The 20,532-nt window shown below is 70.1% G+C and carries 16 protein-coding genes and 2 pseudogenes; 14 read left to right on the top strand and 4 right to left on the bottom strand.

All coding sequences use genetic code 11. From position 1 onward, the window contains the following. Positions 1–51 precede the first annotated feature (51 nt). Positions 52–192: pseudogene (locus ABZ939_RS35375) on the bottom strand (zinc-binding dehydrogenase); the annotation flags it as partial. A gap of 190 nt (positions 193–382) precedes the next feature. On the opposite strand from ABZ939_RS35375, the gene ABZ939_RS35380 reads away from it, so the two are divergent. From ABZ939_RS35380 to ABZ939_RS35410, 7 genes are all read left to right on the top strand, one after another. After that, complete coding sequence (locus tag ABZ939_RS35380; protein ID WP_361864444.1) at positions 383–511, top strand: TetR family transcriptional regulator; 129 nt, start codon at positions 383–385, stop codon at positions 509–511. Positions 512–541: 30 nt separating this feature from the next. After that, positions 542–946 (top strand): TetR-like C-terminal domain-containing protein, encoded by a 405-nt coding sequence (locus tag ABZ939_RS35385; protein WP_361864446.1) that lies wholly within the window; start codon positions 542–544, stop codon positions 944–946. A 296-nt stretch (positions 947–1,242) separates the two neighbouring features. Continuing rightward, positions 1,243–1,845, top strand: coding sequence for a TetR/AcrR family transcriptional regulator (locus ABZ939_RS35390; RefSeq protein ID WP_361864448.1), 603 nt, complete (start codon positions 1,243–1,245; stop codon positions 1,843–1,845). A gap of 116 nt (positions 1,846–1,961) precedes the next feature. Further along, positions 1,962–2,885 carry a TauD/TfdA family dioxygenase gene (locus ABZ939_RS35395; RefSeq protein ID WP_361864450.1) on the top strand — a complete coding sequence of 308 codons (924 nt, stop codon included), beginning with the start codon at positions 1,962–1,964 and terminating at the stop codon, positions 2,883–2,885. A 51-nt stretch (positions 2,886–2,936) separates the two neighbouring features. Then, complete coding sequence (locus ABZ939_RS35400) at positions 2,937–4,289, top strand: MFS transporter (protein ID WP_361864452.1); 1,353 nt, start codon at positions 2,937–2,939, stop codon at positions 4,287–4,289. 169 nt (positions 4,290–4,458) lie between these two features. After that, positions 4,459–6,165, top strand: coding sequence for an aldehyde dehydrogenase family protein (locus ABZ939_RS35405; protein WP_361864454.1), 1,707 nt, complete (start codon positions 4,459–4,461; stop codon positions 6,163–6,165). A 59-nt stretch (positions 6,166–6,224) separates the two neighbouring features. Beyond that, on the top strand, positions 6,225–7,835 hold the full coding sequence (locus ABZ939_RS35410) for a long-chain fatty acid--CoA ligase (protein ID WP_361864456.1): 1,611 nt from the start codon (positions 6,225–6,227) through the stop codon (positions 7,833–7,835). Positions 7,836–7,995: 160 nt separating this feature from the next. Here the strand turns inward: ABZ939_RS35410 and ABZ939_RS35415 are convergent, their stop codons facing one another. Next, positions 7,996–8,274 (bottom strand): hypothetical protein, encoded by a 279-nt coding sequence (locus ABZ939_RS35415; protein WP_361864458.1) that lies wholly within the window; start codon positions 8,272–8,274, stop codon positions 7,996–7,998. Positions 8,275–9,501: 1,227 nt separating this feature from the next. Between ABZ939_RS35415 and ABZ939_RS35420 the strand changes: the two genes are divergently transcribed. Beyond that, positions 9,502–10,263, top strand: a complete 762-nt coding sequence (locus ABZ939_RS35420; RefSeq protein WP_361864460.1) for a hypothetical protein — start codon at positions 9,502–9,504, stop codon at positions 10,261–10,263. Between the two features lie 629 nt (positions 10,264–10,892). Beyond that, positions 10,893–11,327: pseudogene (locus ABZ939_RS35425) on the top strand (hypothetical protein); the annotation flags it as partial. Positions 11,328–11,722: 395 nt separating this feature from the next. On the opposite strand, the gene ABZ939_RS35430 reads toward ABZ939_RS35425, so the two are convergent. Continuing rightward, positions 11,723–12,457, bottom strand: a complete 735-nt coding sequence (locus ABZ939_RS35430) for a dienelactone hydrolase family protein (protein ID WP_361864462.1) — start codon at positions 12,455–12,457, stop codon at positions 11,723–11,725. A gap of 544 nt (positions 12,458–13,001) precedes the next feature. On the opposite strand from ABZ939_RS35430, the gene ABZ939_RS35435 reads away from it, so the two are divergent. Together ABZ939_RS35435 and ABZ939_RS35440 are read left to right on the top strand one after the other, a co-directional pair. After that, positions 13,002–13,472: a hemerythrin domain-containing protein gene (locus ABZ939_RS35435; protein ID WP_361864464.1), complete on the top strand. Its 471-nt coding sequence runs from the start codon at positions 13,002–13,004 to the stop codon at positions 13,470–13,472. 394 nt (positions 13,473–13,866) lie between these two features. Further along, a complete protein-coding gene (locus ABZ939_RS35440; protein WP_361864466.1) occupies positions 13,867–14,499 on the top strand; it encodes a hypothetical protein in 633 nt (210 codons plus the stop codon). A 164-nt stretch (positions 14,500–14,663) separates the two neighbouring features. Here the strand turns inward: ABZ939_RS35440 and ABZ939_RS35445 are convergent, their stop codons facing one another. Then, positions 14,664–15,368: a TetR/AcrR family transcriptional regulator gene (locus ABZ939_RS35445; RefSeq protein WP_361864468.1), complete on the bottom strand. Its 705-nt coding sequence runs from the start codon at positions 15,366–15,368 to the stop codon at positions 14,664–14,666. Between the two features lie 169 nt (positions 15,369–15,537). Here ABZ939_RS35445 and ABZ939_RS35450 point away from each other — a divergent pair, with 169 nt between their 5' ends. Genes ABZ939_RS35450 through ABZ939_RS35460 form a run of 3 tightly spaced genes read left to right on the top strand, consistent with a single transcriptional unit; the run spans position 15,538 to position 20,514 of the window. Continuing rightward, positions 15,538–16,977 (top strand): M6 family metalloprotease domain-containing protein, encoded by a 1,440-nt coding sequence (locus ABZ939_RS35450; RefSeq protein ID WP_361864469.1) that lies wholly within the window; start codon positions 15,538–15,540, stop codon positions 16,975–16,977. A gap of 21 nt (positions 16,978–16,998) precedes the next feature. Next, entirely contained in the window at positions 16,999–19,077 is a 2,079-nt protein-coding gene (locus ABZ939_RS35455) for a CHAT domain-containing protein (RefSeq protein WP_361864471.1), read from the top strand. Positions 19,078–19,089: 12 nt separating this feature from the next. Then, positions 19,090–20,514 (top strand): hypothetical protein, encoded by a 1,425-nt coding sequence (locus ABZ939_RS35460; RefSeq protein ID WP_361864473.1) that lies wholly within the window; start codon positions 19,090–19,092, stop codon positions 20,512–20,514. Positions 20,515–20,532 lie beyond the last annotated feature (18 nt).

A 20,532-nucleotide genomic window follows, 5' to 3' on the forward strand; every position in this document is an offset into this window, starting at 1 on the left:
CCGGCTCCTACTCATCCCTGCCCTGAGGCAGGGACGACTCCCTGGCAGCCGTCAGGGGACCAGGATGAGACGGATCGGGTCGCCGATCTTGCTCTGAAGCCGGTCGACCGCATCGGCCGCGTCGGCCAGCGGGATGTGGTCGGTGATGGACGGGGCCAGGTCGAGACGGCCGGCCGCGGCCAGCCGCACCAGTCTCAAGCCGTCGAGGTGCCTCCGGCGAGTGGTGGCGACGAGCCCACCGATGGCGGGGCAGAGCCGCGCCCGAGCTGCCAACGACGGCGGGTGCACAACCAAGGGCAAGGCTGGTTTCGGCGAGGGAGTAAGGATGTCTCCAGGTGAGGCATCGGAGCACGCGGAGAGATCACGGCTCAGCCGGTTGACCGTGGAAAGGGAGCGAGACATCTACGAGGCTGTCCTGACCCTGCTGCGGGAGGTCGACTACGACGCGCTGACCATGGACAACGTCGCCGCCCGAGCCAGGGCGAGCAAGGCGACGTTCTACCGTCGATGACAGGGCAAGCCGCGGTTGGTGGCGGCGGCAGTGCGGCATCGAACCCCCGATGAGGGCGACTCCCCGGACACGGGGTCCCTGGCGGGCGATCTGCACGAGATCGCCAGGAGGGCGGTCGGAGCCGACCTCCAGGATGATCTCGTGCTGCTGCGGGCACTCAGCGGCGCGAAGCAGGCCCATCCTGAACTGGCGGACGCCATGTACCAGAGCAGGGTCAAGCCCGAGCTGGAGACGATGCGCACGGTGGTCGAACGCGCCCTCGACCGTGGCGAGTTGACGCCGAAGAATCCGGCGCTCGGCTTTCTGCCGCACCTCATCGCCGGGGCGATCCTCGCCCGACCGGTCGTCGAACGCGCCGAAGCAGACGTCGAGTTCCTCACCCGCTACGTGGACGCCGTGGTCCTGCCGGCGCCGCTGAGCACTGACGCCCCCTGAACCGGTGGGGCGCATGAAGCAGGTGGCATCGCCGAAGCCGGGCTGGGCATCGATCGTGGCAGACACCTCGACGACCACGTCACTCGCGCGTTTGTGCGGCACCCCGGCAGCGATCAGGGTGGCAACGACGAGGGGGGCGGCATCAGAACGGCGGAGAGCTACCTGACCGCCGCCCTCGCACCGCGCTCCGGCGTGGGAGGCGAGGTCGCCGAGCCGCCGGACGAGCAGTTTCCCGTCGTCACCCCTGACCGGGCCCGGCCTCCGTGCGACAGGGGCCCCGGCCGTAAGCTCGGGGCATGGTGGGTACGCAGTCGGACGGGGCCACGCGAGGGCCGGGGCGCCCGCGAGAGGAACGGGTCACGGCAGCCGTTCTCAGCGCGGTCGTGGAGATGGTCCACGAGCAGGGGATCGGGGCGGTCACGATGGACGCCGTCGCGGCACGGGCCGGAGTGAGCAAGCCCGCCATCTACCGACGGTGGCCCACCAAGCAGGATCTGATCATCGCCGCCGCGGAAACCCGCATCGGCATTCTGTCCGTGCCCGACCTGGGCGACTTCCGGGCCGAGCTCCGCTTCGTACTCACCGCCCGACTGGAGGCCTACCGGCTGCCGGGTACGGACCGGCTGATCGCGGGCCTCATCGGGGCTGCTGCCGAGACGGGCGCGGGGCGTGGCCAGTACGCGGAGTACACCGAGCGGATCACGAGTGAGACGAGACGCATTCTCGAACGTGGGATCGCCCGCGGTGACGTGAGCCCGGACACCGATGTCCGGGCCGCCACCACGCTGGTCGCCGCACCGCTCATCTTCCGGCTGATCGGGGAGCAGGACATGCCCGACGCCCGCTTCGTGGACAACCTGGTCGACCTCGTCGCCCGAGCCGTCGGCCCCGTCGGCTGAAGCGTTCCGCAGCGGCGGTCTCCAGCTTCACCTTTTCGTGCTGTCAGGCCTCTTGCCTCACTCCACCCTAATAACGATACTCCGAGTACCGATTTTCACCTCGTCACGGAGGACTCATGGACAGCGCCGTCACGACCCCCGCCCCCGCACTCGACAAGCCGCTGATGCACTACGGGAAGCGCACACTCGACCGCATCGCCCCGGGCGCGGCCCAGCCCGACTACCGGCTCCTGGACGTCTGCCCCCTCACCCCCCACATCGGCGCCGAGATCGAAGGTGTCGACCTCTCACTCCCGATCGGCGAGGAGCTCGCGGAGGAGATCAGGCAGGCCCTGCTGGAGTGGAAGGTGATCTTCTTCCGCGACCAGCACGCCTTCGACCCGCAGTCCCAGCTCGCGTTCTCCGCTCTGTGGGGGCAGCCGGAGCCGAACCCCTTCTTCCCCAAGGGCGACACCGTCGGAGTCTCCCGACTGGCCAAGGACGCCATGGCCATCGGCACGGAGAACATCTGGCACAGCGACCACTCGTTCATGGCCGCGCCGGCACTCGGCTCCGTACTGCGCGCCGTCGAGGTCCCGTCCGCGGGCGGCGACACCATGTGGGCGGACATGGCGGCCGCCTACGACAACCTCACCGACTCCATGAAGGAGCGGATCGCGGGGCTCACCGCCGTGCACGACTGGGTGCCGAGCTGGGGTGCACGGATGACCGAGAGTCAGATCGCGGCGCACCGCGAGAACCTGCCGGCCGTTGAGCACCCCGTGGTCGTACGCCACCCCCACACCGGCCGCAAGCTGCTGTACGTCAACGAGCCCTTCACCACCCGGATCGTCGGCCTGACGGATCCGGAGAGCCGCGAACTGCTCGACGAGCTCGTCCTCCAGGCCCGTATCCCCGAGTACCAGGTCCGGTTCCGCTGGCAGCCCGGCTCCGTCGCCGTTTGGGACAACATCGCCACGCAGCACTACGCGATCAACGACTACTTCCCGCAGCGCCGTGTCATGGAGCGCATCGCCATCGCCGGCGTCCCGCTCTCCTGAACGAGCTTCAGTCCCCTCCCCCTTCCCCCACCCAGTCTCCGCGGAGTCCTCGTGACCGACACCGATGTCGCACCCGCTGTGCCCGCCGGCACGCTGAAGGCGTCGAGCAGCACGCGACGCCGTGCCTGGACCGTCACCGCGCTGCTCGTCGTCTTCATGATGATCAATTTCGCCGACAAGTCCGTGCTCGGTCTGGCCGCGGAGGAGATCCGGAAGGACCTCGGCCTGTCCGCATCGGCCTTCGGAGTCGCCAGCAGCGCCTTCTTCCTGCTCTTCTCGATCTCCGGTGCCGCAGTCGGGCTGCTTGCGGACCGCATACGGCCCAAGTGGCTCCTCCTCGCCATGGCCGTCCTCTGGTCCGTCTCCCAGGCGCCGCTGGCGGTGGGCGGAGGGCTCGCGGTGCTCATCACCTCACGCGTTCTGCTCGGCGCCGCCGAGGGCCCCGCCTTCCCCGTCGCCCAACAGGCCACCCTGTCCTGGTTCCCCAACCACCGGCGCAACCTGCCCGGGGCCGTGATCGTCCTGGGCATCACGCTGGGAGTCCTGGTCGCCGCCCCCGTACTGACCTGGGTGATCCAGAATCACGGCTGGCGCTCGGCCGTCGCAGCGGTGGCGCTCGTCGGTGTCGCGTGGGTACTGCTGTGGATCCCTCTCGGCGGGGAGGGGCCGTACGCGGCCGAGTCGGACGCCACGGCCTCGGCCGGGTCCGGCGAAGGGCGGCGGGAAGGGGCGGCGGCGGGCGTGGGCGCCGACACGGGCTCGGCCCCGCGGAGGACGCCGTATCGGCGGATCCTCGCGACCCGAACCTGGATCGGTGCCACGGCCGCCTACTTCGGCACCTACTGGGTCATCGCCTTCGCTCTGGTCTGGCTCCCCTCGTACCTCCAGGACTCGCTGGGCTACTCCTCGGCCGGGTCCACCCAGGTGGTGATGCTGGTCTGGGGTCTGGGCGGCGTGGCGGTGCTCGGACAGGCGGGTCTGACCGGATGGTTGCTGCGCCGCGGGGCGCCGAGCCGGTGGGCACGCGGCGGAGTCGGCGGTGTTCTGCTGCTCATCGGCGCCGCGGCATGCCTCGCCCTGCCGGTGGCTCCGACCGGTGCCGTGACCGCTGTGCTCCTGGTAGCGGGATTCGGGCTGGCAGGAGCGATGAGCAGTGTGGCCGTCACCACTGTCACGGAACTGGCTCCGGCCGATCGCCGCGGCGGCGCCCTGGGCATCATGAACGCGGTGGTGACCACCGCCGGTCTGATCGCACCGACGCTCATCGGGCGCCTCGTGGACATCCATGGCACGGAGGGCTATCGGTACGCGGTCCTCATCACCGGCGCCGTGCTCCTGCTGAGCGGAGCCGCCGCCCTCACCTTGATCGACCCGGACCGGGACGCCCGCAGGCTGTCCGCCTGACCACGCGTGGGCCTGCCCCGCGGCAGCTCATGGAGCAGACGGAAATCCGGCCGCCGCCAAGGAGCCCCGCAAGCCCCTGACGCCGTGGCCACCGGCAACGCCGTCCTGGCGGGCCCCGACGAGGCCGTCGGCCCGCCCTTCCCTCCCCGACCTTCCGCAAGGATCGACATTGAACACCAGCGCCCTCGACACCTCCCTCCTCGACCGAGCCGTGGCCGACGTACGCGCCGAAGCCGCGTCCTGGTCCGCCACTCCGCTCTCCGAACGCATCGGCCTCCTGGAGCGGTTGCAGTCGCGCGCCGTCTCGCGTGCGGCCGAGATGGCCGGCGCGGGCAGCCGGGCCAAGGGGTACGGACCGGACTCCCCCTGGGCGGCCGAGGACTGGATGGGCGGTCCCTGGGCCCTGGTCCAGAACGCGGCGGCGTTGCTGCACGTCCTTCGGCGCATTGCCGCAGGCAGGGACCCGCTGGACGCCAGAAGCGTTCACGAGGAGAACGGTCGCACCAGGGTGGACGTCTTCCCCGCGACTCGCTGGGACACCCTGCTGCTCAACGGGTTCACGGCACAGGTGTGGATGCGCCCAGGCGTCACCGCGGAGCAGACGCGGGCTCGCGCCGCGGGCGAGTACCGGGGCAGGCAGGGAGACCCGGCCGTGGCGCTGGTACTCGGCGCCGGCAACGTCGCCGCCATCACCGCGCTCGACATCCTGCACAAGCTCTACGCCGAGGGCCAGGTCGTCGTCGCCAAGATGAACCCGGTCAACGCCTACCTGCGCCCCCATTTCGAGTACGTCTTCGCGGAGTTCGTCGAGCGGGGCTGGCTGCGCTTCGTCGACGGTGGCGCGGCCGAAGGCGCCTATCTCTGCCGCCATGGCGGCGTCGACGCCATTCATGTCACCGGCAGCGACCGCACCCACGACGCCATCGTCTGGGGCACCGACGAGCACGCCGGGCGACGCCGCCGTGAAGACCTCCCCCTGCTCGGCAAGCCCTTGAGCAGCGAGCTGGGCGGCGTCAGCCCATGCATCGTGGCGCCGGGGCCGTGGAGCGACGCCGACTTCCGTTTCCAGGCCGAGCACATCGTCACCAGCAAGATGAACAACTCCGGCCACAACTGCATAGCCAGCCAGATCCTGGTCCTGCCACGGGACTGGGACGGCTGCGAGCGACTGCTCGAGGAGATCCGGAAGGTGCTGCGCAAGCTGCCCGCGCGCGCCGACTACTACCCCGGCGCCGCCGACCGCCTCGCCTCCGTACGAGCAGCCCATCCGACGGCGGAGGCCCACGGCGACGACTGCCGATTGCTCGTGCCCGACATCACCGACCACGACGACGTCCTCATCACCGACGAAGTCTTCGGAAGCGCCCTGGGCGTCGTACGACTTCCCGGCCGGACTCCGGCCGAATTCCTGCGGCACGCCGTCGACTTCGCCAACGACAAACTGCCCGGCACTCTCGGCGCGACCCTGATCGTCCACCCGAGAACCGAGAAGGCTCACAGGGAGGCTGTACGCAACGCCCTTGCCGACCTGCGGTACGGCACTCTGGGGGTCAACTGCTGGTCCGGGGTCGGTTTCCTGCTCGGATACACCCCCTGGGGCGCCTTCCCGGGCCACACGCGCCAGGACATCGGCAGTGGCATCGGCTTCGTGCACAACGCGTTCATGCTCGAAGACATCGAGAAGACCGTGCTGCGCGCACCGTTCACGCCGGCCCCCCGCGGCCTGGTCAAGGGCGACCCGTCGCTCTCCCCGCGCCCCCCGTACTTCGTCACCCACCGCACGGCCCTGTCCACGGTAGAGCGCCTCACCCGCTTCACGGCGGCGCCGAGCCTGACGAAGCTGCCCGCTCTGTTCGCTGCCGCGCTGCGCGGCTGACGGCTGCCCCCGACCGTCAGTACCCACCCTTTATCCGCCGCATCTCCAAAGGAGACCTCATGCTCAATCTTGCAGCCCTGCTGGAGAACAGCGCCCGTGCCGTGCCCGACCGCACGGCGGTCGTGCTGGGCGTGCAGCGAATGACCTACGCGGAGTTGGACGCGGCTGCCCGCCGCGTGGCCAACCTGCTGCGTTCGCGGGGCATAGGCCCCGGCGACAAGGTCGCGCTGTCGTGCCCGAACGTCCCGTGGTTCCCGATCGTCTACTACGGCATCCTCAAGGCCGGCGCGGTGGTCGTCCCGCTCAACGTGCTGCTCAAGGGCCGTGAGATCGCCTACCACCTTGCCGATTCCCAGGCCAAGGCGTACTTCTGCTTCGAAGGCAGCGCCGAGCTCCCGCTCGGGCAGGAGGGCTGGTCCGGCTTCGGCGAGACGCCGGGGTGCGAGCACTTCTTCCTGATGACGGCCACCTCCGGGAACTCCCCGATCGAGGGTGCCGAGACCCTGTCGGCGGCGCTGGCCGGTCGGAGCGCGGACTTCGAGACGGTGACCACGGAGCCCGGCGACACCGCTGTCATCCTGTACACGTCCGGCACCACCGGCCGGCCGAAGGGCGCCGAACTCTCTCACTCCAACGTGATGTTGAACGTACTGACCTGCCACAAGCTGTTCGGCGAGGTCGAGCACGACGTGCACCTGATCGCGCTGCCCCTGTTTCACTCCTTCGGCCAGGTCGTGCAGATGAACGCCGGTCTCGCGGCGGGGGCGACTCTGGTGCTGTTGCCGCGTTTCGACGCCCAAGCGGCCCTCGCTCTCATGCAACGCCATGCTGTCACCTTCTTCGCGGGCGTCCCCACCATGTTCTGGGCCCTGCTCGAAGCGGACTCCTCCGACGTGGACCTGCCCCAGATCGCCGGGAACCTGCGCATGGCGGGGTCGGGAGGCTCCGCCCTCCCGGTGGAGATCCACCGCCGCTTCGCCGAGCGGTTCGGCGTCGAGATCCTGGAGGGGTACGGCCTCTCGGAGACCAGCCCGGCGGCCACCTTCGCGCCGCGGGGGGAGCCGGTGCGCCCCGGCTCCATCGGTCGCCCGGTCTGGGGCGTGGAGGTGGATCTGGTGGGCGAGGACTGGACACCGGTCCAGGGGGCCGACGCGGTCGGGGAGATCGCCATCCGCGGGCACAACGTCATGAAGGGCTACTTCAACCGGCCCGACGCGACTGCCGAGGTGATGCGCGACGGCTGGTTCCGCACCGGCGACCTGGCCCGTCGCGACGCCGACGGCTGGTTCTACATCGTCGACCGCGCCAAGGACATGATCATCCGTGGCGGCTTCAACGTGTACCCGCGCGAGATCGAGGAGGTACTGCTCACCCACCCCGCTGTGAGCATGGTGGCCGTGATCGGCCTGCCGGACGAGCGCCACGGTGAGGAGATCAAGGCCTGCGTGGTACTCACCCCGGGAGCGACGCTCTCCGAGGAGGAACTGATCCTCTGGTGCAAGGAGCGGATGGCGGGCTACAAGTACCCCCGTCTGGCGGAGTTCTTCGATGCCCTGCCCACCAACGCCACCGGCAAGATCCTTAAGCGCGAACTCCGGGAGACGGGCACGGCGGACGCCCGCGCCGTGGTCATGGAGGGACGGGCCGCGGAACTGCTGGACTCGAACTGAGGCCCTGGGTGCCGCCGGCACACGCCATGGTCGTCAGGGCGAGGCGGCGGACGGTGGGGGAGGCCGAGCGCGGCTATGAGGTAGATGTCGAGGTGGGAGACGGACCAGCCGGTGGTTGCTGACTCTCGGGCGCGGCGCATGCATGCGCCGGACGGACAGGTCAGCGCAAGTCGGCTCGCTCGTCCCCCACCAGCGCCGGTGAGGTCTGGTTGGCGGTGAGCGGGATCGCGATCATGAGGTGGTCGCCGTCCAGCTGGCGCACCTCGACCTGGACGGACTCCGCGACGCCAGCCTCGTTCAGAGCCTCGGCGACCTGCTGCAGGTATGGGCGGGCACGTCGGGTGCGCAGCTCGGCCTCGGCGATCGTCGCGGCACCGCGGTGCCGCAGCCCACGACGTAGGCGGCGCGGGGCAGCAGGGTCGTCGGCTTCTCTCCGCATGGGCCGGACCGGCCGGTTGTTGGGCGGCCCAGCGATCGCCGACAGCGCGAGGGCTCTGTCAGGTGAGGGGTTTCGTCACTGTTGCCACCGACCGCGCTGTCCCAGGGGCTGTCGGGGTGGTGGCCCGGGGTGGGCTCGTGCGCGGGGTCGGGCGTGTAGGCGCTGCAGAGAGGGCAATTCCTCCACTCCCCCACCGGGCACCGGCCGGGTGATGTAGAGCAGCGCGTACGCGCCGAAGCCGGCGCCGCCGCCGCTACGGAGCAGGGTGCCCCGCCCCGTACCGGCCTCGGTGCGAACCGTGCAGATCAGGTCGCAGCAGTCGCTCCCCGTCGCTCCGACCCCGCCGCTCTCGGTTGTGGTCTGTGGGGCCACTGGGTGGGATTCGTTCACCCCGATGGCAGGCGGCGTGTCCGGTGAGCGTGACCGGCCCCGTCCATGATCGTTGCCCGCAGTGACGGCGTCTGAGGGCGGCATCCCCGCCCCCTTCAGTCCAGGGCGCGTACGACGTCAGGTCGTCACGGGGAGGAATGACGAGTGGGTGGCTGGATCAGTGTCGGTCTAGGGGCTGCGGCAGCCCTGTGCCCGCTGCCGCACGGCGACATGGCCGTCGTCATGGACCACACCCCCACCAGTAGTCGCCTGGTGGTGTGTGCCCCGGACGTGTGGGTCGACATGGGCTACGGCGATGAGGCACCCGAAACCCCGCGCCCCACTTGCACATCGCCGCCCTCGCCGACGTCTCCACCCCCGACGTCGCGGCCGTCTCCACCGTCCCCGTCCCCGTCCCCGTCGGTCGCCGAGCCGGCGCCGCGCGGGGCGCCCGGACGCACACTCTCGGCTCCACCGGAAGCTGCCCCGGCGCCCGCCACACCGGCGCCCCCCGCTCCCGGCCCGGAGCCGACACCACCAGCAGACCCGGCGCCGAGCACCACCCCGCCCCCGGCGTCGTCGCGCCCGGCGCAAGCGTCTCAAGCCTTCCGGTGGGTGCCGCGCTCGCACTACACCGGCGGTCCGTCACGGCCGGCTCCGGCCAGGATCTCGATGACCATGTCCACGGTCGTGATCACCCTGCCGGCTGTTCTGGCCGCGGCCGCCCTGCGTCCGGGGTCACGTCGCCGCGCCCGTGGTTGACCGTCATCTCCCCCGGCGGGCCGGCGGGTCCGTGACCGGCCACCGCGTCTGCCCCGTCCTTCGTTCACATCGCTTCGCTTGTCCTGGAGTTGTGCAATGCCGGAATGGCTCGTCTACACCCTGGCCTCGGTCCTCGTCTGCGTTCTCGTCGTCACGGCGACCGTCGTGCGGCACCGCCGCGTAGCTGTCGACGAGGACACCTCCGAGACCCCGGACGTGCTGGAGTACATGGTCATGATGGTCGGCGTCGTCTACGCCATCGTGCTCGGTCTGGCGATCGCCGGCGTGTGGGAAGCCCGTAGTGCGGCCGAGGACACCGTCCAACGCGAGGCTCAGGCCCTGTACGAGATCGACCAACGTCTGGACGTCTACCCGGCCGCCTTCCGGACGCAGATCAAGGAACACATCGACGCCTACGCCCGACACGCCGTCACCACCGAATGGCCCGCTCTGAAGGACGGCACGCCCGTCGACGGCAAGGGCGCCGAACTGCTGGGCCGCATCCGGAGCGACATCGCTCACCGCACCCCCGCCGACGAACTCCAGGCCCAGGCCTACCAACCGCTCCTGGACCAAGTGGCGGCAGCGGACGACGCCCGTCACCAGCGCCTGGACACCTCCGGCACCACCCTGCCCGCCGCACTCTGGTTCGGCCTCGTCGCCGGCGCCCTGGTGACCCTCGGCCTGCTCTACACACTGCAGATCCGCCGCTCCGCGCGCGAACTGCTGCTGGCCACCACCTTCAGCGCCCTGGTGGTCTTCCTCCTCTTCCTCGTCTGGAGCTTCGACGCGCCACTCGGCCACTCCGGAACGGATTCCGCCCAGCCCCTGAGTAATCTGCTCACCACCGCAGCCTGATCACTTGGCTCCACCCGTGGTGGCACTGCAAGCGTGACGAAGGCTGAGGCCGTCTGCACCGCGAACCTCCGCGCCACCGGTCAGAGCCCGCCGTGCCACGGCCGAAGCGGACGCAGCCGGCTGCCGGCCTTGCCCTAGCCTCGTTCCCGCGGACGGGCCGGAGCCGAGGGCGAGGCCCGCGACCGGGGCCGTGGTCGCGGGCCCGCAGGCTCTCCGTCCTGCCGGAAGCCATTTCTGACGGTACGGAACCTGGCTCGGACGTGCAGCTCACCCGGGCTGAATGAGGGCCGTAAGGGCGAATCAGCCTGCCAGGCGCTGAGAAGCGCCCTGACTTGGCGCGAGCGGACCCCTCGTACCTAGACGGAAGAAGATCGCCAAAGAAGCTACGTCCGGTCGTCGAGGACGCCGCGAAGTACGGCGGGAAGATCGCCTTCGCCGTATGGGCACGCCGGGGCGCGTTCACGCACGACACCGGCCGGACTGCTCACTCCCCCGGCGTGCGGCGCAACGTCGTCCAGCGGCGCGGCGGTACGGAGGAGCGGGCCTACGCCGACAGCCGCGGCGGCCCCGGCTCTGGCGAGGAGGGCTTCGACGGAACTGAACAAGCGGGCCGATCGTGACGGCTATTCGTCATGGTCGTGTCCAGCGACGGCCATGGACTCTTCGACGCGGTCACCGGCGAGAAGATCGCCCGCGACCGGGACCCAGACCCCGACACCAGCACTCCGGACGCGTCGCCGGAGCTCACCTGCCCCGGGCTCGGCCCGATCGAGGGCACGCCGGTGCGTATCGCCGGGCTCTTCGGCGGCGGCCTGCACAGCACCACACCGGACGGCTGGACCCTGGACGTCGTCAGCCACGAGTGGCCCCACGACCGCGTCATCCTCTCCGCCGACGGCGGGTCCCACAGAGGCCCGGCGGGAGGGACGTGGTGGCACATCTTCCACTCCGAGTACTCAGAACTCCGCGCAGCCGGGTTCTCTCCCTCCGGCCTGACCCTGGCGGTCGCCACCAGCAGCGACCTCACCCTCTGGACCCGACCTGAGCTCCACTTTGACAACTGAGCGGACAGCAGGCGAAGGGGCGACAGATGGACCGGGTAGAACGCGCCGGGATGCCGGGAGGCCAGACCAGGGCCTGCGAACGAGCGGCGCTTCTCGACGGAGGCGAGTTCGTCGTACTGGACGGCAGCGTGCCCAGCCAGCAGCTTGCCTCGACAAGCCGAGGTGCCGGAGGGCACCCGGCATGGGAGCGCCTTTGGCACGGTGGATTCCGCAGATTTTGCGCCCAGACTCCCCGCCTTACGGCCCGGAAGGCATCCGACCGTCTGCAGAGCGGCGAAGTCGGCATGCGCCGCCACCAGCCGGTGTGAGGCGGGTTTCGCCCGCCCTCACACCGGCTTCGGAAGACCGCTAGGACTCCGGAGCCATGCCTCAGGTCTGGATCCCTAGCCTGAGCCTCAGCTGTGGGCCAGCGTGCGGTCGAGGAGGGGCAGCAGGCGGTCCCAATGGCGCTGCAGCGCGGCGGGGTTGAAGGCGTCGGTGTCGGACATGGTGAAGCCGTGGACGGTGCCGGGGTAGATCTCGGAGGTATAGCCCACACCCGCGGCGTCCAGGTCCTGGTTGAGCTCGCCGAGGGCCTGGGGCGTCATGTCGCCTTCGGCATGGCCGAGGTGGACCTGGGCCGTGAGCTTGGAGAGGCTGTCGGGGCCGTCGGCGCCCACGGGACCGTGGAATGCAGCGACGGCGGCCACCTGGCCGGGGTGAGCCACAGCGGTGCGCATCGCCAGGAGGCCGCCTATGCAGTAGCCGGTCACCGCGACCGGTCCGGTACTGACCTCGGGCTGGGTGGTGAGGAACCTGAGATAGGCGTCGGCGTCGCTGAGTGCTCGTTCGGCGGTGTGCGCCTCGATCATGGGCATCAGCTGGGCGAAGACCGCGGGCCGGACCTCTTCTCCGATGTGCTCGGGAAGTTCGATCACCGGTGCCGGGCCGTGCCGGTAGAAGAGGTTGGGGACGAGCACGTAGTACCCGTGCCCGGCCAGCTCGCGGGCCATCTCTCGCAGCACGGGCCGGATGCCGAAGCCGTCCGCGTACATCAGCACGCCTGGGTGCCGCTCGCCACGATCGGGGAAGGCGGCGAAAGCGTCGGCCTGGCCGTCCGTGGTGGGAATGTGCAACATCTTGGTGAGCATGAGTTCTCCTGTCGTGGTTGACGTGTCGAGCTGTGATCAACACGACAGGAGGCGGAGCCCGCGCAGCAGCGCCAGATCCTCGATTCGACAGCGGGCCAACACCCGCCCGTACGGCGCTCAGAGGAGCGCCGGGTCACCAATCCGTGTGTGGCGCAATGCCGTCCCGGTAGTCATCGCCGCACAACGTAGCCCACGGGCCAGGAACGACGCCAGCCTCCAGTCCATCGTCCCGGACCTGGCGTCGAGTTGCAGCGGCAGCGAAAGGACCTCGCGGTCGTCGCGGCGAGCGCCGGCGCGACGGGGCGGAGCCGGGGTTCGCGGCATCCGACAGACCGTCCGCTCGCGTCGGGGCCGAGTCGGCGTTGCCCGGCCCAACTGCACGGCGACAAGGGGCTAGAGCGTGTGGGGGCGACGGCGGTGTCGACGGAACAACAAGCGCGGTAGTGTGTGGGAAGCGTCGCGTGCCGGTGGCAGACCGTGTCAGGCATGGAGGCGCCGGATCGAAGGAGGCCGACGATGCATTCGTCGCACCCTTCGCTCTCGCGTGACTGAGCGCGAGACGACCAGGCTCGTCGCCTGGAGCCTAGAACTCCGTCGAGTGCACGGCCAGCTAAGGGAAGCGCTGTCCGTGACCCGCGCCTCCCTTGCCGACGGCACCCCCGGTGAGGCGGCCACCCGTGAACTGCTGCTGTATTGCCATGGCTTCTGCACAGCTCTCGACGGCCACCATCAGGGCGAGGACCGCACCCTGTTTCCGGCCATCGCAGCTGCGCATCCGGAGCTGCGACCCGTGCTCCGCTTGCTCGAGCAGGATCACTCGATGATTGCCCACCTGCTCGGCAGCCTCCGTGCCGCGGTCGACCGGGCCGCGCCGCCTGAGGAACTTGACCACCACCTCGAAGGCATCGCCGCGATCATGGAGAGCCACTTCCGCTACGAAGAGCGGCAACTGCTCACCGTGCTCGAAACCCTTGAGCTCGCAGCCGTACCCCGAGAGGTGCTGGGCCCGCTATGACCCCACGCTCCCAGCGAGGCTGACCTGTTGAGGTTCAGGCGGATCTCGGAACACGTCGGCGAGGGATCGATAGGGCCGCCTGGGGGCCCGTCCGCGCCGGCGCAAGGGACTCCTTCAGGTTCCATCAGGCAGCCGGGTAACGGCATGGCAGAGCGGGACCGGCACGCGCCGGCAGCGGCGGAGTCGCGGCCTGTGTGCCGAGTCCATGTGTCCGGTGTACCAGCGTGTCCCGGTGTACCAGCCGCCGGCGAAGCGTCACGGAGTGCCGAGATCCTCGCCCACTGGGCGTCAGTCAACGACACACATCAACCAAGGTCCGATCGAGGAGGTCGGGAAGCTGCGAAGTGCCGGGCCGGGGGATTCTTGGCGCGCCGGCCCTGGTAGACAGTGACTGGTGGGTACCCAGGAGCGCGAACGTAAGGTGTACCGGCCGCTGCGGCGGGCCGGACTCGAGGTGATCCCGGACGCCGTGCCGGACAGCACGATGCCGTTCGTCTACGGATACCGTGCCGAGGACATCGTCGGCGGCTTCTCCCATCCGTACGAGACCCCACGGCTCGTCGAGCGTCTCAACGAGGACTGGTACGACCTCGCGGTCTCATCGGGTCTTCTCGACAACCGGCGCGAGTTCCTCGTCCTGCTTCCGCAGGGCATCCGCACGCACCGGGCCTTCATGCACAGCAGCCGTCGTGCCGCACCGGCGGCCTGGACCCGGGTCCGGCTCCTGGACCGCTGGGACATCATGGGGCGGGGCGCGGCTTCGGCGTTCCTCGGCATCCACGCGGGCCACCCGGGCTTCGGCATGATGGCGCTCGACAGCAGTGTGTTCATCGGTTGCTCGACGGGTGAGAGGGGCGTCGACGTGATCGCGGTGCGCCACCCGGACCGCTCGGAGAACATCCTGCGGGAGCTGGAATGGTTCGCGTCGTCGAGGGACAGGCCCTACACCGACCGCGCGTTGCAGGAGCGGATCGCCGTCTGGCTCGCGGGCCGCGCACCGAGTGCTGCCAGACGTTCAGACCGATGACCACGCGGGCCCCAGTGGTGGAGGCCGGCAAGGTTGTTGCTGTCCATCTGATCATGTGACTGCTCCATTACCGACTCGTTCGGGGTGTCGGACCACCACCCGTACGCCCCGGAGCCCGCGCGCGCCCGGGCCTTGCGCCATCCGTGGCGCGTCGGGACGGGCGGTCAGGGTGTCGGCATGTAGCGGCTGAGGAGCGCGTCGAGGCCCAGGGTCAATTGTTCCTCGCCGCCGCGGACCGTCAGGGCAGGGCCGAGCGAGCGCAGCCGGGGGAAGTCCTTGACCGGAAGCCGGTGCAGGCCGAACCGGAAGGCCGGATCGGATTCGTCGGGGTTGTCCACGACCTCGCGCAGTTCGATGACGATGTAGCCGAGAACCCAGGAGATGAATGCTCGGTACACCTTCAGCGTCGTCTCCTCGTCCAGCCCCGCCGCGCCCAGGAGGTCGAGCAGACGTTCGTGGGCGCGCAGCAATGCCGGAGGCCTGCGGGTCAGGGGCACGATGAACGGACGCGTGGCCACCAGCGGAATGACGTGGGGGTGGGCGAGGGCCACCTTGTACATCGCCCGCGCTATGCAGAGGAGCGCCTCGCGCCAAGGAAGCGCGGTCGCGCCCGGCCGGACGTCCGGTGACGAGGACGGGCCGACGGACGGGGCGCCCTCCAGCGCCTGCTCCACCTCGATGAACAGGCTCTCGACCAGGCCGTCGAGAAGATCGTCCTTGCTGGGCGTGTACCGGTAGATGGCCATGGTCTCCACGCCGAGCTCGTCGGCCACCCGGCGCATGTTCAGGGCGGGCAGCCCCTCGTGATCCACCACGTGGAGCGCCGCTTCGAGCACGCGCTCCCGGCTGAGCCGACTACGCGCTGCCATGGCCGCACCTCCCTGGGTTCCGGCCCGGGCCGACCCGCGCTTGACGGCGGCATAGGACAGGTGGAGCCTGTACATATACAGCATAAACGGACGCCGTACGTGGACGCCCTCCCCATGGCGCCGTCTCGGCGCCATGCCCCGTGATCATCCGAGTAAGTGAGTGGTCGCGATGCGACACACGAGTACACACCCCCGGACACACGTTCTGCCTCCGACCGGCCCCTGCCCGGTCCCGCTGGCGCCCGAAGCGCTGGCCCAGATCTATGCCGAGTACCTGGACCTGACGGCCGCGCATCGACTGCCGGCCGGCACCACGTTCGAGCAGTACTACTTCAGCTGGCGCGCCTCCCGGCGAGGAGAAAGGCTCGTCGGCCTCGACGACGGCGCCGCACGAGCCGAGTCGGTCGCCGGACGGCGCCTGATCACCCGGCCCGACAAGAAGCTCAAGGGGGTCATCCGCACCCTCGTGCTTCTGGTCGACTTCCCCGACAAGCCGCATGATCCGAGCCACCGCCCGGGTCACTACGAGCAGCTGTTGTTCAGTACGAACTCCCTGCCGACCGGCAGCATGCGCGAGTACTACCGCACGGTGAGCGGCTTCCAGTCGCTGGGCGAAGGCGGCATCGACGTCCAGGGCCAGGTCCACGGCTGGTTCCGGCTTCCGCGACCGCTCTCGTTCTACGCCGACGGCAACTCCGGTATGGGCTTTTTCCCTCGCAACGCGCAGGGCATGGCCCGGGACGCGGTGAAGCTGGCCAAGGAGGAAGGCGTGGACTTCACGCCCTTCGACGTGCTGGAGGAGAACATGGTCACGGCCCTGTTCATCGTCCACGCGGGGCCCGGAGCCGAGAAGACGAAGAGCGCCGACGACATCTGGAGCCTCAAGTGGGGCGTGCCGGGAGGCATCCCGGTCGGCCCGGGCCTGAAGGTGGAGACGTTCCTCACCGTGCCGGAGGACTGCGCCATGGGCGTCTGCGCACACGAGTGGGGACACCTGGCGGCGCGTTACGCCGACTACTACGACACGGGCGAACTGGACGCGACCAGGTCCAACGGCCTCGGCAACTACTGCCTGATGGCGTCGGGTTCCTGGGGCAACTCCGGGCTCACACCGGTGTTCCCCAACGGCATGCTGCGGATGTTCCACGGCTGGGCCGCTCCGAAGCGCATCAGGAGGACCACGAAGGACGTGGTGCTGACGCCGGCCGCGAACGGCGGCGAACTGCTCTTCATCCAGAACGAGGACAGGATGACGGAGATGCAGTACATCCTCGTCGAGTACCGGCGGCGCCGGGGGCAGGACGCCTTCCTGCCGGACGAGGGCATCGCGGTCTACACGGTCGACGAGGCGATCCCCGATGTGAACGACGAGGACCGTCTTGCGATCGAGCTGCTGCAGGCCGACGGCAGACGCGATCTGGGCGCGATCTTCGGCCTCGGCAACCGGGGAGACTCCACCGACCTGTACCCCTCCCTGGGGAACAGGATCCTCGGCGAGGCGACGAACCCGGCGCTCAACCTGCCCGACGGGACATGGTCCGGCGTCACCATCGAAGTCGAGGGCAACCCCGGCGACGACGAGATGGCCGTCGACATCCACATGGAGTGAGCTGCGACAAGGAGGACCACGGTGAGCACCACCGTCGTTCGCATCGCCGACCTGCTGGAGGATGCGCCCACGGCCTCCGGTACTCCCCCGCCGCTCCCCTCACCGGCCTCCGACGCCGCACCGCCGGCCGACCGTCCCGCGCTCACCGTGACCGTGGTCTGGGGCGGCCTCGCGGACGTTCCCGCCGATCTGCATGTCACCGGGCACTACCAGGCGGTGGCGCCCTCGGCCGCGGAACTCGCCCTGGACCGCGCCATCTCGGGCGGGCAGCGCCGGCTGATCACCGAGCACACCAGACTCGGCTGGATCGACGGCCAGTTGGGAGAGGTCACGTATTTCCCCTGCAAGGGCGGCACGGTCCGCTCCGCCGCCGTCGTCGGCATGGGCCCGATGGGCACCCTGACGGAACGCCGCGCCGTCCAGATGTACACCTCCCTGCTCGGCGAGGTCATCGGGCTCGGCCACGTGCAGACCTTCGCGACGGTGCTCATCGGCTCGGGTACGGGCAATCTGCCCATCACCCAGGCGGCGCGGGCCCTCGTACACGGCTTCGGCAGCGCGCTGCGCTCGCCGGGGCCGTCGGCGGCGGCGTCCCGGCTCACCGAGGTTCTCGTCGTGGAGGTCGACCGCCTGCGGGCCGAGCAGCTCGTACGGGCGCTGAACGAGGTGGCCGGGAAACAGACGTCGCTGCGGATCGGTCCGCAGCTGCGTGAGGAGAGCAGCGGCGGCCTGTCGCCGCAGTCCGCGGGGGTGTACGCGCTCACGGCGCTGACCGAGCTCGCAGGCCGGTCGCGCACGGCTGCCGAGGGGGCCGGGCCCCCGGAAGGACCGGCACCACAGGCGGCGGGTGGCCTTCTCCGCGAGGTACTGTCCGGCCTCGAACCCGCCGTCCGAAGCCTGGTCCTGGAACAGCTGACCCGGTTCGCCGATGTCGACCGTACCGACCTGTCCTTGAGGGTGCGCCGGACCATGGACTCCCTGGACGCCGCCGTGCCCGTGAGGGTGTCGGTTCTGTCGGGCGTCGGCGGACTGCGCTGGGCGGCGCTGACCGAGCGGGCCACCGTACCGGAACGGCTGGTCCCGGTGGACGTCGACCTGCTGCGGCAGCTCGTGGACCGGTTGACCGAACCGAACGCCGAGGACGCGAGGGACCTGCCGGACCTGTTGTCCCGGTTCGTGGTGCCGCCGGACTTCCAGCGGCTCCTCACGGACGAGGTGACCGTCCTGATGGAGTTGGACCAGGAAACGGCCCTCGTTCCCTGGGAGTTCCTGGCCGACGTCAAACAGCGCAGCGGCGAGGAGAGCGCCCCGCTGGCCGTGCGCACTCCGCTCTCCCGGCAGCTGCGCACCCCCTACTCCCGGGTGATCACCGAGGAGGCGGCGGTGGGTCCGCTGAAGGCCCTGGTGATCGGGGACCCGGGCGATCCGGAGAAGGGCTTCCAGCTGCCTGGGGCCCGCAGCGAGGCCCTGGCCGTCGCCACCCGGCTCAGCAGCCTGGGAGTCGACGTCACGCTGTTCGTCGGCGCGGCGAACTCCACCCGGCAGCCGGGCGTCGCGCCCGCGACCCGCCTGGACGTCCTGCGCGTCCTGCTGGCGGGCGGCCACCACATCGTCCACTACTGCGGCCACAGCTCCCTCGACGCCTCCGACTCCGGAGTGCGGTCCGGGTGGGTCTTCGCGGACGGCCTGCTCACCGCCCAGGAGCTGGTCCAGCTCGAACGCCCCCCGCGGATCGTCGTCGCCAACGCCTGCTACACCTCCCGCCTCGGAGGCGGCGGTCCCCAGGCCGCGCTCGTGCCGAGTCTCGCCGACGAATTCCTGCGCGTGGGCGTCGCGCACTACGTCGGAGCGGGCTGGCGCATCCCCGACGGCCAGGGGACCTCGTTCTCCGAGACGTTCTACACGCACCTGCTCGGGACCGGACCGGGAGAGCCCGAGCACACCGTCGGCGCCGCGGTCCACAAGGCGCGCAGAGCGCTGTACGGCGGGCTCGAGGGTGAGTCGACGGAGTCCGTGCCGGATCAGCGGAAGAGCACCTGGGCCGCGTATCAGCACTACGGCGACCCGACCGACCCGTTCACCAGGCCGGGGGGCGACTAGGAAGGCCCGCTCATGACCAGGCTCCCGATGACCGACATCGTCGTCCTCCTCCCTGGCATCACCGGAAGCGTGCTCACCAAGGACGGCAAGGACGTGTGGGCCCCCTCGATGACCGCCGTACTCGGAGCGCTCAGAACGCTGGGCCGCTCCCTGGACGCGATCGAGCTGGAGGACGACGACTGGCATGCGGACGACCTCGGTGACGGCGTCGTCGCCGAACGGCTGGTGCCCGACCTGCACACGCTGCCCGGCCTGTGGAAGATCGACGGCTACACCCAGATCGAACGCTTTCTTACGGACCGGTTCGACATCACGGAGGGCGAGAACTACTTCCCGTTCCCCTACGACTGGCGGCGCGACAACCGGGCTTCCGCTCGCCGGCTGAGGGACCTCAGCCGGCGCTGGCTGGAGGACTGGCGCCGATCCAGCGGCAACGACGACGCCCAGCTCGTCCTGATCGGCCATTCCATGGGCGGTCTCGTCGCCCGCTACTTCGTCGAGGCACTGGGCGGCTGGAAGGACACCAGGGCCGTCGTCACCTTCGGCACGCCCTACTACGGATCGCTCAACGCCGTCGAGTTCCTGGCCAACGGCTTCACCAAACGGATCGGCCCCTTCGAGCACGACCTCACCCGGATGCTCCGCTCCCTCACCGCCATGCACCAGCTCGTACCCGTGTACAAGTGCGTGTACGGGCCGGACGGTGCGGCGCCCCTCACCCCGGTCAAGGCCGGGCTGCCCGGCTGGCAGCCGCAGTGGACCTCCCATCTGACCGACTTCTTCGGCGAGATGGAGACGGCGGCCGCCGCCAATCGGCAGGACCCGGCCTGGGAGTCCCACCAGGTGGTCTACCACCCGATCGTCGGCATGGACCAGCCCACCCGGCAGTCGGCGCGGTTGGTGAACGGGAAGGTGGAGACCCTGCTGACGCGCGAGGACCGCGACGAGAGCGGTGACGGCACCGTGCCCAAGCTGTCCGCCGCACTCTCGGGCACCGAGGACGCCCGTACCTTCGTCCCGCAGCTGCATGCGAGCCTGCAGAACCGGGACGCGATGCTCGACCATCTCAAGGGCGTCCTCCAGTCGCTCCACGATGTGCGCATCGACGACCTGCGGCGTGGGGTGACCTCCTGGTTCAGCTACCTCGGCGACGACCTCTACCTGACCGGCGAACCCGTGGTCTGTGAGATAGGCGCCCACAGCGCCCTCGGCGAGGGCCAACTGCCGGAGGTGCGGGCGCGGCTGGCCGTGACCGACCGGCTCACCGGGCAGCAGGTCTGCGACCGTGCCGTCACCGTGGCTCGGCAGCGCCGGAGGTTCAGTTTGGATCCGCTGCCCGCCGGCACGTACGACCTGCTCGTCGGCGCGACCCCGGACACCGCGTCCCTGTCCGAGGTGTTCGTGGTCGCCGAACCGGACGGCGCCGACGGCGGCTGAGGCCCCGGGCCGGCAAGG

This window comes from Streptomyces sp. NPDC046712, assembly GCF_040645695.1.
Taxonomy (GTDB): Bacteria; Actinomycetota; Actinomycetes; order Streptomycetales; family Streptomycetaceae; genus Streptomyces.